Below are 17,438 nucleotides of genomic sequence, written 5' to 3' on the forward strand. Positions count from 1 at the left end.
TTACTTGGGCTCACCGAAGCGGCAAAGCTCGCATCGCAATGCGATCCTTCGCAATGGACATCGCAAACGACTCTAAACCTCGAATCTGAGCGGCTCTTACTCCCTGATGAACGTACGCCGCCACGTCAGGAGGGCGGAGGCCCTCGATTCTGATCCGAATGACCGATGGCGTAGCGAGAGATTCATGGGCTAGCATCGCGTGAAAGTCACTATCAGAGGTCACCACAATTGCATTTGTTTCGATGGCATTGGCGAGGATCACCTCGTCCGGAATCGCACCTTCACCCAGAGAGTTTGCATGTTTGACTTCATATCCGAGGGCAACAAACTCCGGCATAGAGTTGACCGAGATACCTTGATCAAGAAGCAACCTCACGAGGCGACCGGAAGATCGATAATCTCAGTTGCAAGGTTCTGGGCCGCGAATGCAAGGCATTGCCGAACATCCTCTTCGGTGAGTTCAGGAAAGTCGTGAAAGAGCTCTTTTCGATCTGGATAAGTAGCGCACATATCCAACACCCTGCGCACCGTAATGCGAGTCCCTTTCACACAAGGCTGACCCTGGACCACATTTGGGATCATCGCGATTCGGTCAAATGTTTGCATCTAGAACCAATTATATCGTCATTTCAGTCTCTCAAGGCTCTTGCCTGGTACATCACCTGAGCGAGGCGTTCGAGGGTTTCCATGCGGTTGAAGGCTTCCTCTAGGCTTGAACCGACGGTTGTGGCGCCGTGGCGAGCGAGGAGGAACGCGTTGTGATTTGGCAAGAACGGAAGGAAGCTGGCGGGGACTTCCTCCGTTCCGGGAGTTGCGTAGGGCAGCAGGGCCGGCTGTCCGACGATGAACAATCCCTCTGGGCTACTGCTAAGGTCCAGCGGGGTTTCAGCGTATGCGTAGCTCGTAGCGAACGGTGGATGCGCGTGGACGACAGCCGAGACATCGGGGCGAGCCGCATAAATTCCGAGATGCATTTTGATTTCGGAGCTTGCCTTAAGCGCCGGACTTGCTACGCCTTGGTCGCGAAAGCCCATGCGTCCCGATTGTGAACCCTGCTGATTACCGTTGGAGTCAATCAGGACTAACTGACTTGGTTTCAAATGCCCTTTGGCGAGGCCTGAGGGAGTGCAGATGAAGAGGTTTTCTTCAAGCCTTACCGAGAGATTGCCTTCGATCCCGCCGATTAGACCGCGAGCCCAGAGCAGGGCGGCATATTCGCAGATTTCGATTCTCAAGCGGCTTTCGTCGGGCACCAATCTATTATGAACGGGCGCGCAATTCAGCCGCGATCTGAGGACCGAGCAGGTTATCCGAAGAATCTGAAGAGCGATGTTCGAAAACAACCTCGCCATCCTGATTCAAGATGAAGACGCCGGCGAGCTGCATCGGGTCAGCGTTTGGCAATCCTTCACGATGACCAGCCCTTAGGGCATTGATGCCTCTGTTGACCACACGACGATTAACAAACTGTCCAAAGGAGGCTCGACGGAGGCCGAATTGTTGGAACAGTCCCTTGGTGGGATCTGAGATGATGGTCTGCGGGACTTCCATACGTTTCTTGAACTCGACTGTATCTTTCTGGTCGCCCATCCCTACAAGAACGATGTTATCGTCCTTAAACTCCCGAAGGCTTGCGAGTTGCTCTCGACAAAAAATGCAGCCGTAATGGCGCATAAAGACAAGTGCAAGCGGACGATCCGCGTAGAGAGAATCTAGGTTAACCGATTCGCCAGAATCGAGATTGACGATGGCATACGGCGCGCGCACGATTTATCTTACGCCAGACGCTATGCGCAGTGTGCCGAATCGTCCAACAATTCCCGGAGAGGCTTAATCCGAGAGGGATGCTTCAGTTTTTTGAGCGATTTTTGCTCAATCTGGCGGATTCGCTCCCGAGTCACATTGAAGTGCCTGGCGACGTCTTCCAGGGTTCTGGGGTTACCATCGACGAGCCCGAAACGGAGCATAATCACTCCCTTTTCTCGCTCCGTAAGAGTATCCAGGACAGATTCGATTTGATCCCTCACAATGCTCTTGAACGCGGTTTCCATCGGGGTTTCTTCTTCTTTGTTTTGAACGAAGTCACCCAGGCCGAGGTCCTCGCTGTCTCCAACCGGCGCATCGAGTGAGATCGTGTTGACAGTAGCTCGCTGAAAGTCACTCAGACGCTCGGGAGTGATGTTGAGTTTGTTGCTCAACTCACCGAGAGTAGCATCCCGGCCCAACTCTTGCTGGAGTTGTCCGGCAACCTTCATCATTCGGTTTACGGCTTCGAGAGTATGGACCGGAACTCGGATGGTTCGACCGTGATCGCATATCGCTCGCGAAATCGCTTGTCGTATCCACCAGGTTGCATAGGTGCTGAACCGGAAGCCTCGTTCGGAGTCAAATTTCTCAACTGCCCTGATCAGCCCCATGTTGCCTTCTTGAATCAGGTCCTGGAGCGAGAGACCCCGGCCGACGAATCGCTTTGCAACGCTAACTACCAAGCGGAGATTCGATTCAATCAGCAGCTGTTTGCAGTCGACACAACCGTCCGCTGCGTGCTGGGCGAGTTCGAGTTCCTGATCTCCTTTAAGGAGCGCGATCCGACCGATGCGCCGAAACCAGGTGTGCACAGAATCTTCAAACTCATCAGGGTGCTGTCCGAACAGCGGAACGGATTCGCCCTCTTCGTCCAGCAAAACCGGTTTTTGACGTTCCAAATTTGCTAACGCGATTCTTCGAGCTGGGCACCTTTGTGGTCTCCTCGGCTCGTTCGTCGCGATGGTAAGTTTCCCCTCTTCTCCCAACATCGCAGATGATTCCAATACGGCTACCATCATACGAAAAAAATGATGGCAAACAGTGAAATCTGAGGAACTTTTCTTAAAGTTTTGGCGTTAGTCGCCCCGACCACCCAGCCGCCGGTTCTTGATTTCCTGTTTGAGGGCCTTTAGTCGCTTCCACTCCTTGTAGATCTCAGGATCGTCGTTACCGACTAAACGTTCTGAAACTGAGCGAATTTGCGTGTCTAGCATCGCTAAACGAAGCGAATCGATGACTTCATCCGTTCTTTCTTGCTGGGGAATGGCCGCATCTAGCTCGATCAGAATTCCTTGAATATCTTCCGGAAGATCATCGAAGCCCCCAGCTTCCTCCAGTGCGTTTGCGACAATTCTTGCCGTTCCCGTTTGCCAAAGCTCCGTCTCCTTGAGGAGAGGCTGGATGAGCACCCTACGTTCGGGCTCGAGCCAAATGACGAGAAGAATCTGCTCGGCCTTTTGGAGCGAACTCGCAGAACGTTTGATTTTAGGAGCGGATGGGAGCTCCCCGTTCTTGATTCCCTTCTGAGCCGCCCTTCGGTGCTTGTTGACTTCCCTCCTCAGGGCAGCGGCGGCGGACTGGGAGTTTGGGATAGCCGGATGCTGTCCAGCTAGGCGGAGGATGTGGCGCTCGAGGTCGAGCTCGGTGGGGGCTTTGGCAAGCACCAGCGGGATCTGCTCCCAGAATTCGTCGCTCGCAATGCCGGTTCGAGATTCAAGGAGGCGAATTTCAAAGTCGAAGGGCGTTTCTGCTTTGGTCACTGCTTCCTGAACCGCCTCAGCTCCTTTTTGCCTTAGAAGCGTGTCGGGGTCTTCGCCTTGGGGCATGAGGGCGATTCGGCACTGAAGTCCGACTTCGCCAAGGATTTCGACAGCGCGCATCGCGGCTTTTTCGCCGGCTTTGTCGGCGTCGTAAAGGATTGTGACTTTGTCGCAGAACCGTTTGAGGAGCTTTGCGTGGTCCTCGGCGAGGGAGGTTCCGAGGCTGGCGACGGCCTCTTTAACTCCGGCTCTGTGGCAGGCAATGACGTCGAGATAGCCCTCGACGAGCACAGCATGACGCTCCTTCATCATCCGATCGCGGGCTTTGTGGAATCCGTAGAGCACCCGACTTTTCCGATAGAGCGGAGTGTCGGAGCTGTTGATATACTTCGGCGTGCCATCGCCAAGGACCCGGCCACCGAAACCAACAAGGTCGCCCCTATCGTCCCTGATTGGAAACATCAAACGGGAGAAGAACTTATCGCGATAGCCGGTCTGCTGGTCGCCTTGCACCAAGAAGAGCCGTTCGGCTTCGGCGAGCTGGTGTCCGTCCCTCTTGAGTTGGCTGACGAGGGCTTCCCTCACGTCGGGGGCATAGCCGAGTTCCCATTCCTCTATGACGGATTGGGGAATATCGCGGTTTTCGCAGTACGCCTTTGCCGTAGAGGACTTGTTCAGCTCGTTGCGATAGAAAATGAGAGCCGACTGCATTGTAGCTAGCCAGCCTTCCCTTTCGGATTTATCTTGAGCTGGACCAGAGTAGGAAGTGAGCTTGACCCCGGCTTGATCGGCGAGTAATTGCAGAGCTTCGCGGAACTCAAGACCCTGAGTCTTCATCGTCCAGGTGAAGACATCGCCCTTCTCTCCGCACGAAAAACACGTGTACCGACCCAGAGCGGGGTTGACATAAAAAGACGGGGATTTGTCGTCGTGAAACGGACAAAGCCCCGTATAGTTTTTTCCAGAACGTTTGAGACGAACGCGCTGAGAGACTAGATCGACCAAGTCGATGCGTCGTCTTATCTCATCGCGATCGTCATTCAACTAACCTTACTTCTTGCCCGCGGAGACAACGATTCCGGTGACCACGTGAGGAGTCTTTCCTCCCAGTTGGGTCAGTCGGAATGCCACTCGGCTTCGGGTGAGGAATCGGATGGTGAAGTTGTTTCCAGCGAGGTCGTAGCCATCTGGCTCGTTCGCAGGAGCGTACTTGTTCATCACGGTTTGGAAGGTGTTTCCGAAACCGACACCGCGCTTGGTCGAGATGTTCTTGTTGACAAGACCGATTGCTTCGATTTGGAGGACTCGATTGAACTTGTCGATGACGAAAGCTAATTTAGTTCCGTTCTTGGTGTACTGCCATCGAGTGAAGGTTGTAGTTTCAGCAGCGGTGTTCCCACCTCCGCCTCCACCTGGAGCTGCTGCTCCGTCTCCATCTTTCCCGCCGCCTGCACCTCCCGGAGGTGCATCCGGTGAAGCCATACCTTGAGCACCTCGCTGGCGGTCTGGAAGTGGGAGCCACAGATTTGCATCGCCCGTGAGGTCACCAGGGAAAATATTCGCTTGAGGGGGTGCCGCACCTCCGCGTCCTCCGCCACTACCACCGCTCGGTCGTCCACCGCGCTGTCCGGCACCTGCTCCGCCGCCACCTGGTCCACCAAATCCACCTGGAGGGCCGTCGCCACCGTCACCACCCGAGGTGGTTGTCGCCCCGACAGTGATCGATCCGATCGATTCTGGGTTGCCGTAGAGTTTTAGAACCTTGAGTCCGCTGTCGTAGAGGTTGATCCCGGCGAGCCCAGTCTCGGCACCAGTGCCGCGAACTGCGTAGCGAACTTCGCCAGTTGACTTGCTTGCGGTTTTGCCCTTCGACTTAACCTTTGTTCCGTCGCCAGCCTGAGCTTCCTGCCCAGTTCCTAGCAACACGACCGCTAAAGCGGCAGAGAGTGCGATAAATTTCGACTGTTTCAAATCTGTTCTGGCCTCCAAACCTAAAAAGACTTCGCGAAGTCCCTGGATCGGAAGTATAGACGATGCCTCCTGGCAATTGGTGACACCTCTGACGAAAAACCCTAAGATTTTGGGATTGGAAAGGTACGCTCACACGTATTCCCTAGTGGAGATATTGAGAAATACAATGGCAGCAGACCTCGCAATCAACACCGCAGCTGAGTTCCAGGAGAAGGTCCTGAACTCCGACGTTCCCGTCCTCGTGGACTTCTGGGCTCCGTGGTGCGGGCCATGCAAGATGATCGGACCTTCGGTCGAAGAGCTTGCAACCGAGTACGCCGGAAAGGCCAAGGTCTTCAAGGTTGACGTTGATGTGAACGGCGAAGTCGCCCAGAACTACGGCATCATGAGCATCCCTGCTCTTCTCGTTTTCAAGGGCGGAAAGGTTGTTGACAAGCAAGTCGGTGCGGCTCCAAAAGCAGCCCTCGCTGGTTTGATCGATCGAGCTCTCTAAGCAATCTGAATCAACGCAAGCCTGAAACCCCTCCGGCCTGACGGTCGTAGGGGTTTTCGCTTGCTTGGGCGATCTCTGCCACAATAACAGCGAGCAGTTATGAGTGAAATCCCAGCGTCACCAGTCGAAGAGTCTCCGGGTTCCGGAGTCGGGCGGGCGGGGACGATTATGGTGGCTTCGCTGCTGCTCAGCCGGGTTCTAGGGTTGGTGCGAGATTCGGTGATTAGCGGCTACTATGGGCGATCTGAATTCACCGATGCCTACAACCTAGCCTTCCAAATTCCGGACATCCTTTTCATGCTCGTCAGTGGTGGCGCGCTCAGTTCGGCGTTTATTCCGGTGTTTAGCGAGTACTGGCACACGGACCGGCGGCAGGAAGCCTGGAAGGTGTTCAGCACGGTGTTGACGATTATGTCAACTGTGGTTCTGCTGTTCATTTCGGTCTGTTTCGTTCTTGCGGTGCCGCTCACTAAGTTGGTGGCAGCCGGGAAGCTGACGATGAATCCGGAGTTGATTCCGCTCATTGCCAGGATGAGTCAGATTCTGCTTCCAGCGCAGTTTGCGTTCTTCATCGGTGGGCTAATGATGGGGACGTTGTACGCTCGTAAGGTCTTTTCAATACCGGGGCTAGGGCCAAACATTTACAACATCGGCATCATTTTTGGTGCCTCCGTGATTGGTCACTTCTTCGGAAAGGGAGTCGAGGGGATTTGTTGGGGCGCGACCATCGGGGCAATTTTGGGGAACCTGGTGGTTCCGTTTGTTGTGATTCGCCGGATGGGGATGGAGTTCACGCCCTCTTTTGATACATCCCATGAAGGCGTTCGGAAGGTTTTCCGGCTGATGCTTCCGGTTATCTTGGGGCTCTCGCTTCCGAGCGTCTTTAGCATGATTATCCGATACTTCGGCTCTTTTTATCCGGACGGAACCAACTCGACCTTGGACTACGCGAATAAGCTCATGCAGGCACCACTGGGGATCTTTGGTCAGTCGCTTGCCTTGGCGGTCTTTCCCGTTTTCACTCAGTTCTTTACTCAAGGGCGGATGGACTTGTTCCGGAAGCAGCTTGATTCAACGATGAGAACAGTCATGTATCTCACAGTTCCGGCGAGCGTGCTGATGGCGATGCTCGCCCCGCAGATTGTGTCGGCGTTTTTCAGGCATGGCGCTTTTAAGATTGAGGATGTGCCGCCGGTTGCTCTCTGCCTTCGCTTCTTCTGCATCGGAATCTGGGCTTGGTGTTTGCATCCCGTCATCATGCGGGCGTTCTACTCGATTCAGGATACAAAGACTCCGGTGATCATCGGGACGGTGACCACTGGCATTTTCGTGTTGATCATCCTCGCTCTGAGGGGCTCGATGGGTTATCTCGCTCTGCCGCTAGCGGGTTCGATTGCTCCGATGATCATGGTTTTGATGATGGCGGTCGTTCTGACCCCGCGTATCGGGGGGATTGACATTAAGGGGCTGGCGGTGACGCTTGGGAAGGCGTTTGTTGGTTCACTCTCGGTTGTGGCGGTCGGATTGGTGGTGGCGAATAGCTCGCTTGGTTCGTTGGAGCAGGGCAAAGTTCCGACGTTGCTGATCACGCTCGGCGCGTTCCTGATCTCGATGTGGGGCTACTATTTCATCACCAAGGCTTTGGGGATGCCTGAGTCGGCTTACGTTGAGCGGGCGATGGGAAAGATTAGTCGGAAGTTGGAAGCCGGAAGTCGGAAGTAGGTTCAGTTCAGCTTGCGCCCTAAACCTTTCCGCAGTAAACTCCGAGCATGATTACCGGCACGCTTGCCGCCTCGATAATCCTGGCACAAAAGGGTTGGGGAGCGGCCTTGGATGACTCCAAGCTCAAGGGGGCGATTGTTGGAGCGGTGGTGATGGACACCAGCGGGAAAGTCCTGTTTGAGCGGAATGGCACCACGAGGCTGATGCCGGCGAGTAACGAGAAGCTGGTCACCTGCGCCTTTGCGCTCAACACCTTTGGTCCGGAAAAAAAGTTCACGACACGATTCATGGTGGGGCCGATGGTAGCCGCAATCTCCGCCGAAGGCGATCCGACCCTGACTCCGGAACGATTAGCACCGATCAGGGAGATGTTTGTCAAAAACAACGTCTACACTGTCGAGCTATGGGAGGCTTACCACCTCTCTCCGCCGGACTCTTGGCAGATCGGGGATCTGCCAAATCGGTACGCACCAGTCGTGCACGCCCTGACTTTTGAGAAGGCGGGAGTGGAGGCATGGCTAGGACCCAACGGGATCAGCTTCAAGCCTTACACACCGCGGATCGACGTAGACGAATCCGATGTGACCGATGGTCAGATAGTGCCGAAATATGCGTACAACCCCGGCCAGGGCAAAATACGGCTGAACATGCCCCGGCCAAGTGCGGACCGAGTACTCGACACGATCTCTGACCCGTCGCCCTCAGACTCCGTTCTGGACTATTTGGTAGGCAAGCTGGAGTACAAACGCATGCAAAACACAAAGCGACCCTACTTGAACCAGGCACAAGAGGTCTACCTCAATAGTCCTCCGCTGAAAGAGATTGAGGCGACGTGCCTCCAGAAAAGCGATAACTGCCTTGCTGAGCATCTCTACGCAAATGCCAACGTGAATTCAAAGGTAAAGCTCACGGATTGGCTGAGCAGCATCGGGTGGGAAAAGAACTCATTCAAAGTCGCCGATGGCTCAGGGCTTAGCCGCAAAAACAACGTCACCACGGCCAACATGGCAAAGCTCTTGAAGTGGAGTTATGACCAGCCAACCCGGCAAATATGGCTGGATTCGTTGGCAAGACCCGGCGTTGGCACGCTTGCCAATCGGCTGAAAGGGACGACTTTTTTTGGAAAAACTGGCACACTTGACATGGTGAGTGCGCTGAGTGGTTATGTACAGTGCAAGGACGGTTCACTTAAGATCGTTTCCGTGATCGTCAACCACTACGGTTGCTCGGCAGGCGAGGCTCAGAGTTGCATTGATAGGTTTATTGAAAATGTTAGGGGATAGCACACAATCGGCATGGGGTTTGCGTTTAAGGAGCGTTATGACAGTCGCGTTCCCGACCAAGAGCGTATTTCTCCTGATGAGCATCGGTTTGATTGATTTGGTTTCAACCGCCGTTCTTCACTCACAGGGAAAGATCGTTGAGCTAAACCCGCTCATGCGGGTGTTCATTACGCAGTCTGAATGGCTGTTTGCCTTCGTGAAGGGTCTTACGATCGGTATTGCTTGGGCGACCATGGCTTGGTACGCCAAGCAGAACAAGGATTTTGTGAACAAAGCTTGCACCGTGGGTTCGGCGATGTATGTGCTGATCTGGTGTACTTGGTTCTTTGGGGCGGCTTAGGGTTTCTGCGTGGAGACCACTTGGTAGATAAGGTTTCCCGACTTTGACTCGATTCCAATGTATTTGAAGGAGGCTTCGTACCCGTTCAAAGTCTTGAATTTTTCGCCTTTTGGCACAGAAAAGGTCTCTTCATTAGAAACTTGGGAATAGTCGCCCTTGGCGAAAATCACGATCACGCACCCGGGTTCCCGTGAAGGGTATTCGAACGGCGGTCGGGTGATGGTGGAAGGAATCTCCGTCTTCGGGGAAGTTGGCGCTGGCAGGGAGTTTTGTTGCGAGGCTCCGACCGCAAACAGGCATAAGGCTAACGGCAACCAACTAATTCTGGTCATTTCATTACCACGGACGCATCACGAAGGATCTTGGGTTCACAGAGTTTTTATCAAGAAGAACTATTTGAGTCTCCATTCGTCAAAATGATGTTCTCGTGCAACGCCTTTTGACTTCCCTATCCCTCCTCGGTGCGCTCGCTTCGCTTGGCTTCGCGGACGTGAAGTACAACGTTCGCGTTAATCCTGCCGCCAAGAACTTAACTGTCCGAATGCAAATCGACGGCGCAAAGGAAATCGAGACGGTGCGGATTCCGGCGTGGTGTCCGGGCTTTTACTTCTTATTGGACTACGAAAAGGCCCTGTTTGACGTCAATGTCGTCAACTTAGCCGGCAAGAAGCTGGCGACCAAGAAACTCGATTCTCGAGCGATTCAGATTTCAAACCCAAGCCGTGAGCCCGTTGTTGTCACCTACCGAATCCAAGGGCTAGATACGGGTCTTGGGTTTTTCCGGACTCACGTCCGTGCTACGAGCGCGTTCATCAACGGTCCCTCCGCGTTTCTTTACGCCGACGATCACATGACCGAGAAGCACTCGGTGAAATTCAATGTTCCGACTGGTTGGGACATCGGGACGGCGATGGATCACGACGGACAAGGGACTTATTCGGCCGGCGGGTACGACGAGCTTGTCGACCACCCGATCCAGCTTGGTCGATTTGTTCGACGTTCTTTCAAGGTCGAAGGGGTTCCATTTGAGGCGATTTGGGTTGGCGATCCCGCGCCGCGATGCGACGTTGATGCGGAGACCGAACGGCTGCGCCGGGGAAGCATTCCTGCGATGCGGATGATGAAGAAGGTGCCGTTCAAGAAGTACGTCTATCTCATCCACCTCGAAGTCGGCGACTTCGCCGGGGGTTTGGAGCACCGAGCTTCGACGACGATTGCCACCGGAAACGGGCAAACGGTGCACCTCGACGAACTTGCCACCCACGAGTTCTACCATTCATGGAACGTGAAGCAGATTCGCCCTAAGATTCTGGGGCCATTCGATTACACCAAGCCACAGCGGACAGTGAACCTGTGGTTCTCCGAAGGAGTCACGGACTACTATTCCAAGCTCCATGCCTACCAGGCGGGGCTGATCGGTGAATCACAACTTCTGGACGGGCTCCGCGATGAGATTCGCACGTTGGAACGCAGCGAAACTCGAAAGAAGATGACGCTAGAACAGGTGTGCTTCCAAACCTGGGAAGACTCCGGATTCGGTGGATTTGGAGACCTCAGCTTCTACAACATGGGCCTAGTTTCCGGTTTTATCTTTGATGCAACCATCCGTCAGGAGACCGGCGGTAAGAGGTCGCTTGATGACGTAATGCGACTTGCCTATGACCGCTACGCACTTCCAAACCCAGGCTTTGAAGAAGGTGCGCTGCGCGATCTCATGGTTGAAGTCGGCGGTGAAAAGCTTGGCCCGATCTACGATACGCTGATTCGCTCGGCCGGGAAAGAGCTACCCTATTCCCAGCTCGAAAATCTTGGGTTGCGACTGACGACGCCAGGAAAAGAGTACGTTGACGCTCCTTTTGTAGTAAACGAGGCGGGCACGATCACAAAGGTTCTGGGCAGTGATACCGGGCTACTTGATGGCGATCAGATTGTTCTCGTTGAGCTGGGCGGAACGGACTCGTTGAAGGTCACCGTCACTCGATCAGGAGCAGAGAAACAAGTTGTAGTGAAAGCCAGGAAGTTTAAGGCAAACGATATGCGCCTCACTCGCAATCTGCTCGCGACGCCAACCCAATCGGCGCGGCGCGCAGAATGGCTGAAGGGTTCGGGCGGGTAATCTAGTAGAGAAATGAGCGTTTACGTCGGCCTCGATTGCGGAGGTTCTTCGAGCCGCGTCTTGGCGATGGACGACGACGGAAACATCCTTTTCCAGGGTCAGAGCGGAGCCGCAAACCTCGTATCAACTCCCGAAGGTCGGCTACGCCGGAACCTCACAAACGCTGCGAAAGGGTGCCCGAAACCCGACTTTGTGTGCGGCTGTTTTGCCGGTTTGATCAGCCCACAGACTCGCGAGCGCGGAATTGGGATTCTCGAGGACACGTTTGGAGTTCCGGCAACGTTTCGCGCTGAACCCGATTACACTGCCGCTCTTTACGCCTCACCGGAAGCTGATATCTGTGTGATCTCCGGTACGGGTTCGCTGGTGTGCTCCCGTAATAACGGCAAGATTGTGAAGAGTGGAGGACGAGGATACATTCTTGGAGACGAAGGGTCTGGCTTCTCGTTCGGACGCGACGCGTTGATGCACTATCTTGTGAATCCCGAGCAGTCTACGAAGTATTTGCGGGATCAAATAGAAGACGTCTTCGGTTCGCTTGATGAGTCGGTCTTGGTCACCGGTGTTTACAAAGCGCCTTCTCCGGCGACGATTCTCGCTCGACTTGTTAAAGCCGTTGGGCACGACGCGGCAGACGGCCAGGAGTACGCGACAATAAGTGTGCAGAAGCACATGGGTGACCTAGCACGACTCGTGGCGAGCCATGCCAGACAACACCACGCGGAAGCGAAATCGCTTTCGATCTCACTCGCGGGTGGAGTGTGGAAAGCCTCGGCACAATTTAAGGAAGCATTTTTGCTTCACCTTGGCAACGAACTCCCGAATGTGGAGTGGGAAATGCATAGACTTCTTCGTCCTCCGCTCTACGGCGCTGTAGAGCTAGCAAAAGAACTAAATCATGGGAACTGAATCTCGCAACCCCAGGTCGTACGGCCTCGACAAGATGAATGCGCGCGAAGTTGTGCGCTTGATGAACGAGGAAGAGCACACCGTTTTTCGGGTGATGACCGCCGCCGAAGAGGCGATTGCGGTCGCGATTGAGCACGCTGCGAGAGCGTTTCGCGAGGGTGGCAGGGTCTTCTACATCGGATCGGGAACTAGCGGACGGATCGCAACCGCCGACGCAGCCGAGATGCCTCCGACCTTCGGAATCGACCCCGAGCATTTTGTCGCCGTCGTTTCCGGCGGTTCGGTCGCAACGAATCAGGCGGTAGAGGATGCCGAAGATGATCCGGCGGCTTCGATTCAAGCTCTGAACCTCATGGGTTTGAATCCGAAGGACATCGTCATTGGGATTGCCGCCAGCGGTACGACCCCGTTTGTTCTGAGCGCGATCAAACATGCGCGGCAAAAAGGCGTTTGGACTTGCGGAATAGCCAACAACAAGGCGACTCCAGTGCTGGCGGAAGCCGAGCACGCGATTTTGCTAGACACCGGCCCGGAAATCTTGACCGGTTCGACCCGTCTCAAGGCGGGAACTGCGCAGAAGATGTGTCTCAACCGAATTTCGACCGGCGCAATGGTCCTGAACGGAAAGGTGATTGAGAACTTGATGGTGGACGTTAAGGCCAAAAACATCAAGCTTCGAGACCGGTGCGTTCGAATTGTTTGCGAGCTTTCCACCGCCACGCGCGATGAGGCTCAAGAAGCTCTCGAGGAGAGCGAGTGGAGCATTCGCAGAGCGCTGGATCGCCTGCGCCAATAGGCTCTGCCAGGTACCCTAGAGCAATCATGCACGACGTTGTGATTGTCTCGGTTGCCCGTACCCCAGTCGCCTCCTTCCAGGGCGCTTTGTCCGACTTTTCAGCTCCTCGCTTGGGAGCTTTGGCTATTGCCGGGGCATTGGCTCGGGCTGGGCTATCGGGATCGGATGTGGACGAGGTGATCATGGGGAACGTGCTGACTGGCGGGCTCGGGCAGGCTCCGGCGCGGCAGGCGGCGATTTACGGTGGAGTTCCGGATTCGGTGCCTTGTTTGACAATCAACAAAGTCTGTGGCTCAGGAATGAAGGCCATCATGCTCGCGGCTCAGGCGATTGCGCTGGGCGATTCTTCTGTCGTGGTTGCCGGAGGGATGGAGTCGATGACCAATGCACCATACGTTCTGGATAAAGCTCGAGCGGGATACCGCATGGGGAACGGTGTGTTGGTTGACACCATGATCAACGACGGTCTTTGGGATCCGTATAACAATTGCCACATGGGTAACTGCGGCGATTCCACGGCGGCGGAGCTGGGATACTCCCGAGAGCGATTGGATGAGTTTGCGGCGGAGTCGTTCGCGCGGGCCAAGGCGGCTCAGGCTGCGGGGCGGTTTGACGATGAGATCGTTCCCGTTTCAATCCCTCAGCGCAAGGGCGATCCGATTTCCTTTGCGATGGATGAGCAGCCAGCGAAGGGCGGCGACCCGGCAAAGTTGGCTACTCTTCGGCCTGCGTTCAGTAAAGACGGAGTGACCACCGCTGGGAACGCGAGCTCGATCAACGACGGAGCGGGTGCTTTGGTGATGATGTCCGCTGAAGAAGCCGCGAAGCGGGAATTGAAGCCACTGGGTCGAATTGCTGGGTACGCGACTCACGCTCAGGAGCCAACGAAGTTCACGACCGCTCCGGCAGCGGCGATCGAGAAGCTGGTCTCCAAAGCGGGGATTTCGCTAGGAGACGTCGATTTGTTTGAGATTAACGAAGCGTTCGCAGTGGTGGCCCTGGGCTGCGCCGAGAAGGTCGGGGTTCCACTGGATAAGTTGAACGTTAATGGTGGGGCGGTTGCGCTTGGTCACCCAATTGGTATGACTGGCGCAAGGCTCGTGATGACTTCCCTGCTCGAGCTTCGGCGGCGAGGTGGGAAGTACGCTATTTCCACGCCTTGTATCGGCGGCGGCGAAGCGACTGCCGTATTGGTTGAGGCTTTGTAGTCTTGCAGTTCGAGGGGCTTCCGGAGGTCGATTGGGCGGGGATTCGGCACGCGCACGGGGCGGCGACGGATGTACCGGACATGCTGGAACGCCTCTGCTCAGCAGACCCGGCGGTTCGCGGCGAAGCTTGCGGCGAGCTCTTCGAGACGGTCTGGCACCAGGGCACGATTTACTCCGCTTCTGCGGAGATCCTGCCGTTTCTGTTTCAGATTGTCGCCCAGCGAAACAAGTTCAGCCCCGGAGAGGTTGACGGTCAGTCCATTCCTTCGTCGGACGAGATAGCCGTCGGCCTGATCTGTAGCATTGCCACGGGTGAGACGTGGTTGCGCGATGCTGTCAGAATCGATGGGCTTGAAGTCGTGCAAGCCCGCTTAGAACAGCAAGGGCGGTCGCTCCCCGAGGAGCAGGAGTTGGAAAGACAAACCCTTGAACGGATCAAGGAATTTCTTCTAGGGAATGCTGGCTCTCTTGAAGCATATCGCACGACTCCGGAGGGGCTGGGTGAGATTGTCGAAGAGGCATTGGAGAGGATCGAATCTCAGATGCGTTCCAGACCGTAGATCAATTTCTTCAGTACCTTTGCGGTTGAGGTCACTTCCCGATCCATCAGGCGAGCGGTGACTTCGGCTTCAGCCTCTTCGAGACGCTTCATGACGGCGTTGACTTTTTGGTGGCCTTTGCCAGTGAGGACGAGGGTGACGGCGCGGCCGTCTTCTGCGGAAGGTTTTCGGAGGATCAGCTCTTGGGCGACGAGGGCGGTAACGGCTTCGCTGACGGTGGCTCGGCTGAGGCCGAGGCGGCGGCCGATTTCGGCTTGGGTCTCGCGGCCGTCGGCGGCCTTGACGGAGCTGAGGATGGCGAATGAGGCGCTGGTGATGCCTTGCTCGTCCAGCGCAGGGCGCAGGGCGACGGAGATCAGATCGTTGATCTGGCAGGCAAGACTAATCAGCGACTCACTCATTCGGGAACCGAATTATATCTCAATTCATGCCAGAGCTTCCCTGATGAAGTTCATATCTGCTTCGCTCAGTTCCCGGGTGACGCCAGCGAGGTTGGCTTTCACCTGGCGCTCGTTACGGAAACCGGGGATGGCGCAGGCGACGTTGGGCATGTTGAGGACGTAGCGGAGAGCGACTCCGGCGAGGTCTTCGACCGAATCTCCGAATCGCTCTTTGAGCTTGGCGAGCTTGGGTTTGAGGGCAAGAAGGTTCTCAGTCTCGAATCCGGAGCGACCACGGCGGTTGTCGCCTTCCTCGAACTGGGGAGGGTTGTATGGATCGAATTTGTCGAGCAGGAGGCCCTGGGAGAGGGGGCTGAAGGCGACGAAGGTCATTCCCTTTTCGGCCATGAGGTTGGCGACTCGGGAGCCGGGGAGGATGAACTGGTCGTCCAGGGCGTGGGCCCAGCTTTGGAGGCACTCGGGTTGGACTTTGGGGGTGACTCGCTCGAAGTCGTCGGCGGAGTAGGCGGATTGGCCTTTGACGCGGACTTTGCCTTCTTCGACGAGGCGGTTCATGGTTTCGACGGCGTCATCGAGGTAGAAATCGCCGTCGCCGAAGGAGCCGTGGTGGAAGTAGTAGACGTCGATGTAGTCGCGCTTGAGGTTGATGAGAGACTGCTCGCATTGGTGGCGGATGTGGGCGGGCTCGTAGGCGTGGGCAGCGGTTCCGGGGAAGTGGCCGAGCTTGGTGGCGACGATGAAATCGTTGGTGTTTAGGCCGAGTTTGTCGAAAGCTCGGGCGAGCATTTGCTCGGCTTTTCCATTGCCGTATACGTCGGCGTTATCGAAGTGGTTGACTCCGGCATCGATCCCGGCTTTGATGGCAGCGATGACTTCGACTTCGTCGACGTTTGCCCAGCCGTTGGGGTTTCCGTTGACCCAGTTAAGGCCGCCCATAGTCCAACAGCCGAGGCTGATTTCTGATACTTTGACGCCACTTTTGCCGAGTTCTCGATACTGCACGTGCCGAGTTTATTCGATTTCAAGAGACCCGAACCGCTTCTCGGTGGAATCGACATTTTTGCTTAGGATCGCAAACGCCTTTTCGATTCGGCGCCGCTCGCGGTCGGCAATTGACTTTTTGGCGGGATTGTCCTTGGCGAACTCGTTGATTCGGCCGAGGAACTTCTCGTGTTGGGTTTTGACGAGCGGATATTTGGCGTCCTTGTCGAGGCCGAGGATCAGGCGCGCTTCGTCCTCGCTCATTTCGCTGAGTTCTTTGCGGAGTTGTTTTTCGTCGTTGTTCGCTTCGATTTGGGCGACGACGGCGGGGTTGTTGAGGGCGTCGTCGAGCTCCTTGGTGGCGACGTCGTCAGCCGAGGCTCCGCCGAGGATGGCATCTTTGGCCCGGTCGAAGTAGCCCCGACCGATATTGAACGCGCGATCAAACTCTGACATCTATGGTGATAGTCTACTGGATCGTCTGGAGCCAGGGGAGGTTTTGGAGCAGGGGGTCTGCGGTCGCAAGGGGAACTCCGAGAACATGAGCGGTAGCTGCAATGAACCGATCGGCTGGGTCTTCGTGACGGAATTCTAGAGTTCGAGCAGAAACCGCCATCGCCGGAGTCAGTTCGATGAACTTGAAACCTGGCGCAGTGACCATTCGAAAAACACCTTCCTTCAGGTCAGCAAATTTCAACCCCAAGCGTCCTTTTTGATGCGCCAGACATATCTCCCAGATACAGACCGCCGAGACATATACGTTTTCGGGGTTTGCTTCCATCTGGGATCTCAACTCGGTACTAAGTCTCGGATCGTCCGTTATGAACCATATGAGAATATGAGTATCTAGAACCAAGTATCAACCTGTTCCCACTCTTCGGTAAACGGCTCCATGATGTCGCCGAGAATAGTTACCTGATCCTTCATAAACCCTGCCTTTGCTCGAGGTTTGTCTTCGCAGACCGAAGGGATAATTGTGACGAGTCGCTTGCCATGCTTAGTCACGGTGACCGGCTCACCACTAGCACTGACCTCCTCGATGAGTTGAAGAAACTTAGCCTTACACTCTGTTGCGTTCATTGTAATCATGTT

The 17,438-nt window shown here is 55.4% G+C and carries 22 protein-coding genes; 9 read left to right on the forward strand and 13 right to left on the reverse strand.

Annotated elements, in window-relative coordinates:
- Window positions 1-10: 10 nt before the first annotated feature.
- From WCK51_10230 to WCK51_10260, 7 genes are all read right to left on the reverse strand, one after another.
- Window positions 11-376, reverse strand: coding sequence for a DUF5615 family PIN-like protein (locus WCK51_10230; GenBank protein ID MEI7577261.1), 366 nt, complete (start codon window positions 374-376; stop codon window positions 11-13).
- On the reverse strand, window positions 373-606 hold the full coding sequence (locus WCK51_10235; protein MEI7577262.1) for a DUF433 domain-containing protein: 234 nt from the start codon (window positions 604-606) through the stop codon (window positions 373-375). Before WCK51_10235 ends, WCK51_10230 begins: the two co-directional genes overlap by 4 nt.
- A 23-nt stretch (window positions 607-629) precedes the next feature.
- A complete protein-coding gene (locus WCK51_10240; GenBank protein ID MEI7577263.1) occupies window positions 630-1,253 on the reverse strand; it encodes a class II aldolase/adducin family protein in 624 nt (207 codons plus the stop codon).
- A 7-nt stretch (window positions 1,254-1,260) separates the two neighbouring features.
- Complete coding sequence (locus tag WCK51_10245) at window positions 1,261-1,767, reverse strand: peroxiredoxin-like family protein (protein ID MEI7577264.1); 507 nt, start codon at window positions 1,765-1,767, stop codon at window positions 1,261-1,263.
- A gap of 20 nt (window positions 1,768-1,787) precedes the next feature.
- Entirely contained in the window at window positions 1,788-2,705 is a 918-nt protein-coding gene (locus WCK51_10250) for a sigma-70 family RNA polymerase sigma factor (GenBank protein ID MEI7577265.1), read from the reverse strand.
- 177 nt (window positions 2,706-2,882) lie between these two features.
- Window positions 2,883-4,610 (reverse strand): DNA primase, encoded by a 1,728-nt coding sequence (dnaG, locus tag WCK51_10255; protein MEI7577266.1) that lies wholly within the window; start codon window positions 4,608-4,610, stop codon window positions 2,883-2,885.
- Between the two features lie 6 nt (window positions 4,611-4,616).
- Window positions 4,617-5,537, reverse strand: coding sequence for a hypothetical protein (locus WCK51_10260; GenBank protein ID MEI7577267.1), 921 nt, complete (start codon window positions 5,535-5,537; stop codon window positions 4,617-4,619).
- Window positions 5,538-5,703: 166 nt separating this feature from the next.
- On the opposite strand from WCK51_10260, the gene trxA reads away from it, so the two are divergent.
- The 4 genes from trxA (at window position 5,704) to WCK51_10280 (ending at window position 9,375) form a co-directional block, all read left to right on the forward strand.
- On the forward strand, window positions 5,704-6,030 hold the full coding sequence (trxA, locus tag WCK51_10265) for a thioredoxin (GenBank protein ID MEI7577268.1): 327 nt from the start codon (window positions 5,704-5,706) through the stop codon (window positions 6,028-6,030).
- A 99-nt stretch (window positions 6,031-6,129) separates the two neighbouring features.
- Window positions 6,130-7,752 (forward strand): murein biosynthesis integral membrane protein MurJ, encoded by a 1,623-nt coding sequence (murJ, locus tag WCK51_10270; GenBank protein MEI7577269.1) that lies wholly within the window; start codon window positions 6,130-6,132, stop codon window positions 7,750-7,752.
- Window positions 7,753-7,799: 47 nt separating this feature from the next.
- Window positions 7,800-9,035, forward strand: a complete 1,236-nt coding sequence (locus WCK51_10275; GenBank protein ID MEI7577270.1) for a D-alanyl-D-alanine carboxypeptidase — start codon at window positions 7,800-7,802, stop codon at window positions 9,033-9,035.
- Between the two features lie 37 nt (window positions 9,036-9,072).
- Window positions 9,073-9,375 carry a DUF5658 family protein gene (locus tag WCK51_10280; protein MEI7577271.1) on the forward strand — a complete coding sequence of 101 codons (303 nt, stop codon included), beginning with the start codon at window positions 9,073-9,075 and terminating at the stop codon, window positions 9,373-9,375.
- Here WCK51_10280 and WCK51_10285 read toward each other — a convergent pair.
- The gene (locus WCK51_10285; protein MEI7577272.1) at window positions 9,372-9,707 is read right to left on the reverse strand and encodes a hypothetical protein; all 336 of its coding nucleotides are present in this window, start codon (window positions 9,705-9,707) and stop codon (window positions 9,372-9,374) included. The two genes, WCK51_10280 and WCK51_10285, sit on opposite strands and share 4 nt — an antisense overlap.
- A gap of 95 nt (window positions 9,708-9,802) precedes the next feature.
- On the opposite strand from WCK51_10285, the gene WCK51_10290 reads away from it, so the two are divergent.
- From WCK51_10290 to WCK51_10310, 5 genes are read left to right on the forward strand one after another with little or no spacing between them, the layout of a single operon-like run.
- A complete protein-coding gene (locus WCK51_10290; protein ID MEI7577273.1) occupies window positions 9,803-11,491 on the forward strand; it encodes a hypothetical protein in 1,689 nt (562 codons plus the stop codon).
- Between the two features lie 12 nt (window positions 11,492-11,503).
- Window positions 11,504-12,400 carry a BadF/BadG/BcrA/BcrD ATPase family protein gene (locus WCK51_10295; protein ID MEI7577274.1) on the forward strand — a complete coding sequence of 299 codons (897 nt, stop codon included), beginning with the start codon at window positions 11,504-11,506 and terminating at the stop codon, window positions 12,398-12,400.
- Window positions 12,390-13,196: an N-acetylmuramic acid 6-phosphate etherase gene (locus WCK51_10300; GenBank protein MEI7577275.1), complete on the forward strand. Its 807-nt coding sequence runs from the start codon at window positions 12,390-12,392 to the stop codon at window positions 13,194-13,196. Before WCK51_10295 ends, WCK51_10300 begins: the two co-directional genes overlap by 11 nt.
- 26 nt (window positions 13,197-13,222) lie before the next feature.
- Complete coding sequence (locus WCK51_10305) at window positions 13,223-14,404, forward strand: acetyl-CoA C-acyltransferase (protein MEI7577276.1); 1,182 nt, start codon at window positions 13,223-13,225, stop codon at window positions 14,402-14,404.
- Window positions 14,405-14,406: 2 nt separating this feature from the next.
- Window positions 14,407-14,964, forward strand: a complete 558-nt coding sequence (locus WCK51_10310) for a hypothetical protein (protein ID MEI7577277.1) — start codon at window positions 14,407-14,409, stop codon at window positions 14,962-14,964.
- On the opposite strand, the gene WCK51_10315 is transcribed toward WCK51_10310, so the two are convergent.
- From WCK51_10315 to WCK51_10335, 5 genes are read right to left on the reverse strand one after another with little or no spacing between them, the layout of a single operon-like run.
- Entirely contained in the window at window positions 14,943-15,365 is a 423-nt protein-coding gene (locus WCK51_10315; GenBank protein MEI7577278.1) for a MarR family transcriptional regulator, read from the reverse strand. The two genes, WCK51_10310 and WCK51_10315, sit on opposite strands and share 22 nt — an antisense overlap.
- 24 nt (window positions 15,366-15,389) lie before the next feature.
- Window positions 15,390-16,367, reverse strand: a complete 978-nt coding sequence (locus WCK51_10320; protein ID MEI7577279.1) for an aldo/keto reductase — start codon at window positions 16,365-16,367, stop codon at window positions 15,390-15,392.
- Window positions 16,368-16,376: 9 nt separating this feature from the next.
- Window positions 16,377-16,802: a hypothetical protein gene (locus WCK51_10325; protein ID MEI7577280.1), complete on the reverse strand. Its 426-nt coding sequence runs from the start codon at window positions 16,800-16,802 to the stop codon at window positions 16,377-16,379.
- Window positions 16,803-16,815: 13 nt separating this feature from the next.
- Complete coding sequence (locus WCK51_10330) at window positions 16,816-17,202, reverse strand: type II toxin-antitoxin system VapC family toxin (GenBank protein MEI7577281.1); 387 nt, start codon at window positions 17,200-17,202, stop codon at window positions 16,816-16,818.
- Window positions 17,193-17,435, reverse strand: coding sequence for a type II toxin-antitoxin system prevent-host-death family antitoxin (locus WCK51_10335; protein ID MEI7577282.1), 243 nt, complete (start codon window positions 17,433-17,435; stop codon window positions 17,193-17,195). The genes WCK51_10330 and WCK51_10335 overlap by 10 nt, the downstream gene beginning before the upstream one ends.
- Window positions 17,436-17,438: the final 3 nt, after the last annotated feature.

It is taken from the genome of Armatimonadota bacterium (assembly GCA_037138755.1).
In the GTDB taxonomy this organism is placed as follows: Bacteria; Armatimonadota; Fimbriimonadia; order Fimbriimonadales; family Fimbriimonadaceae; genus Fimbriimonas.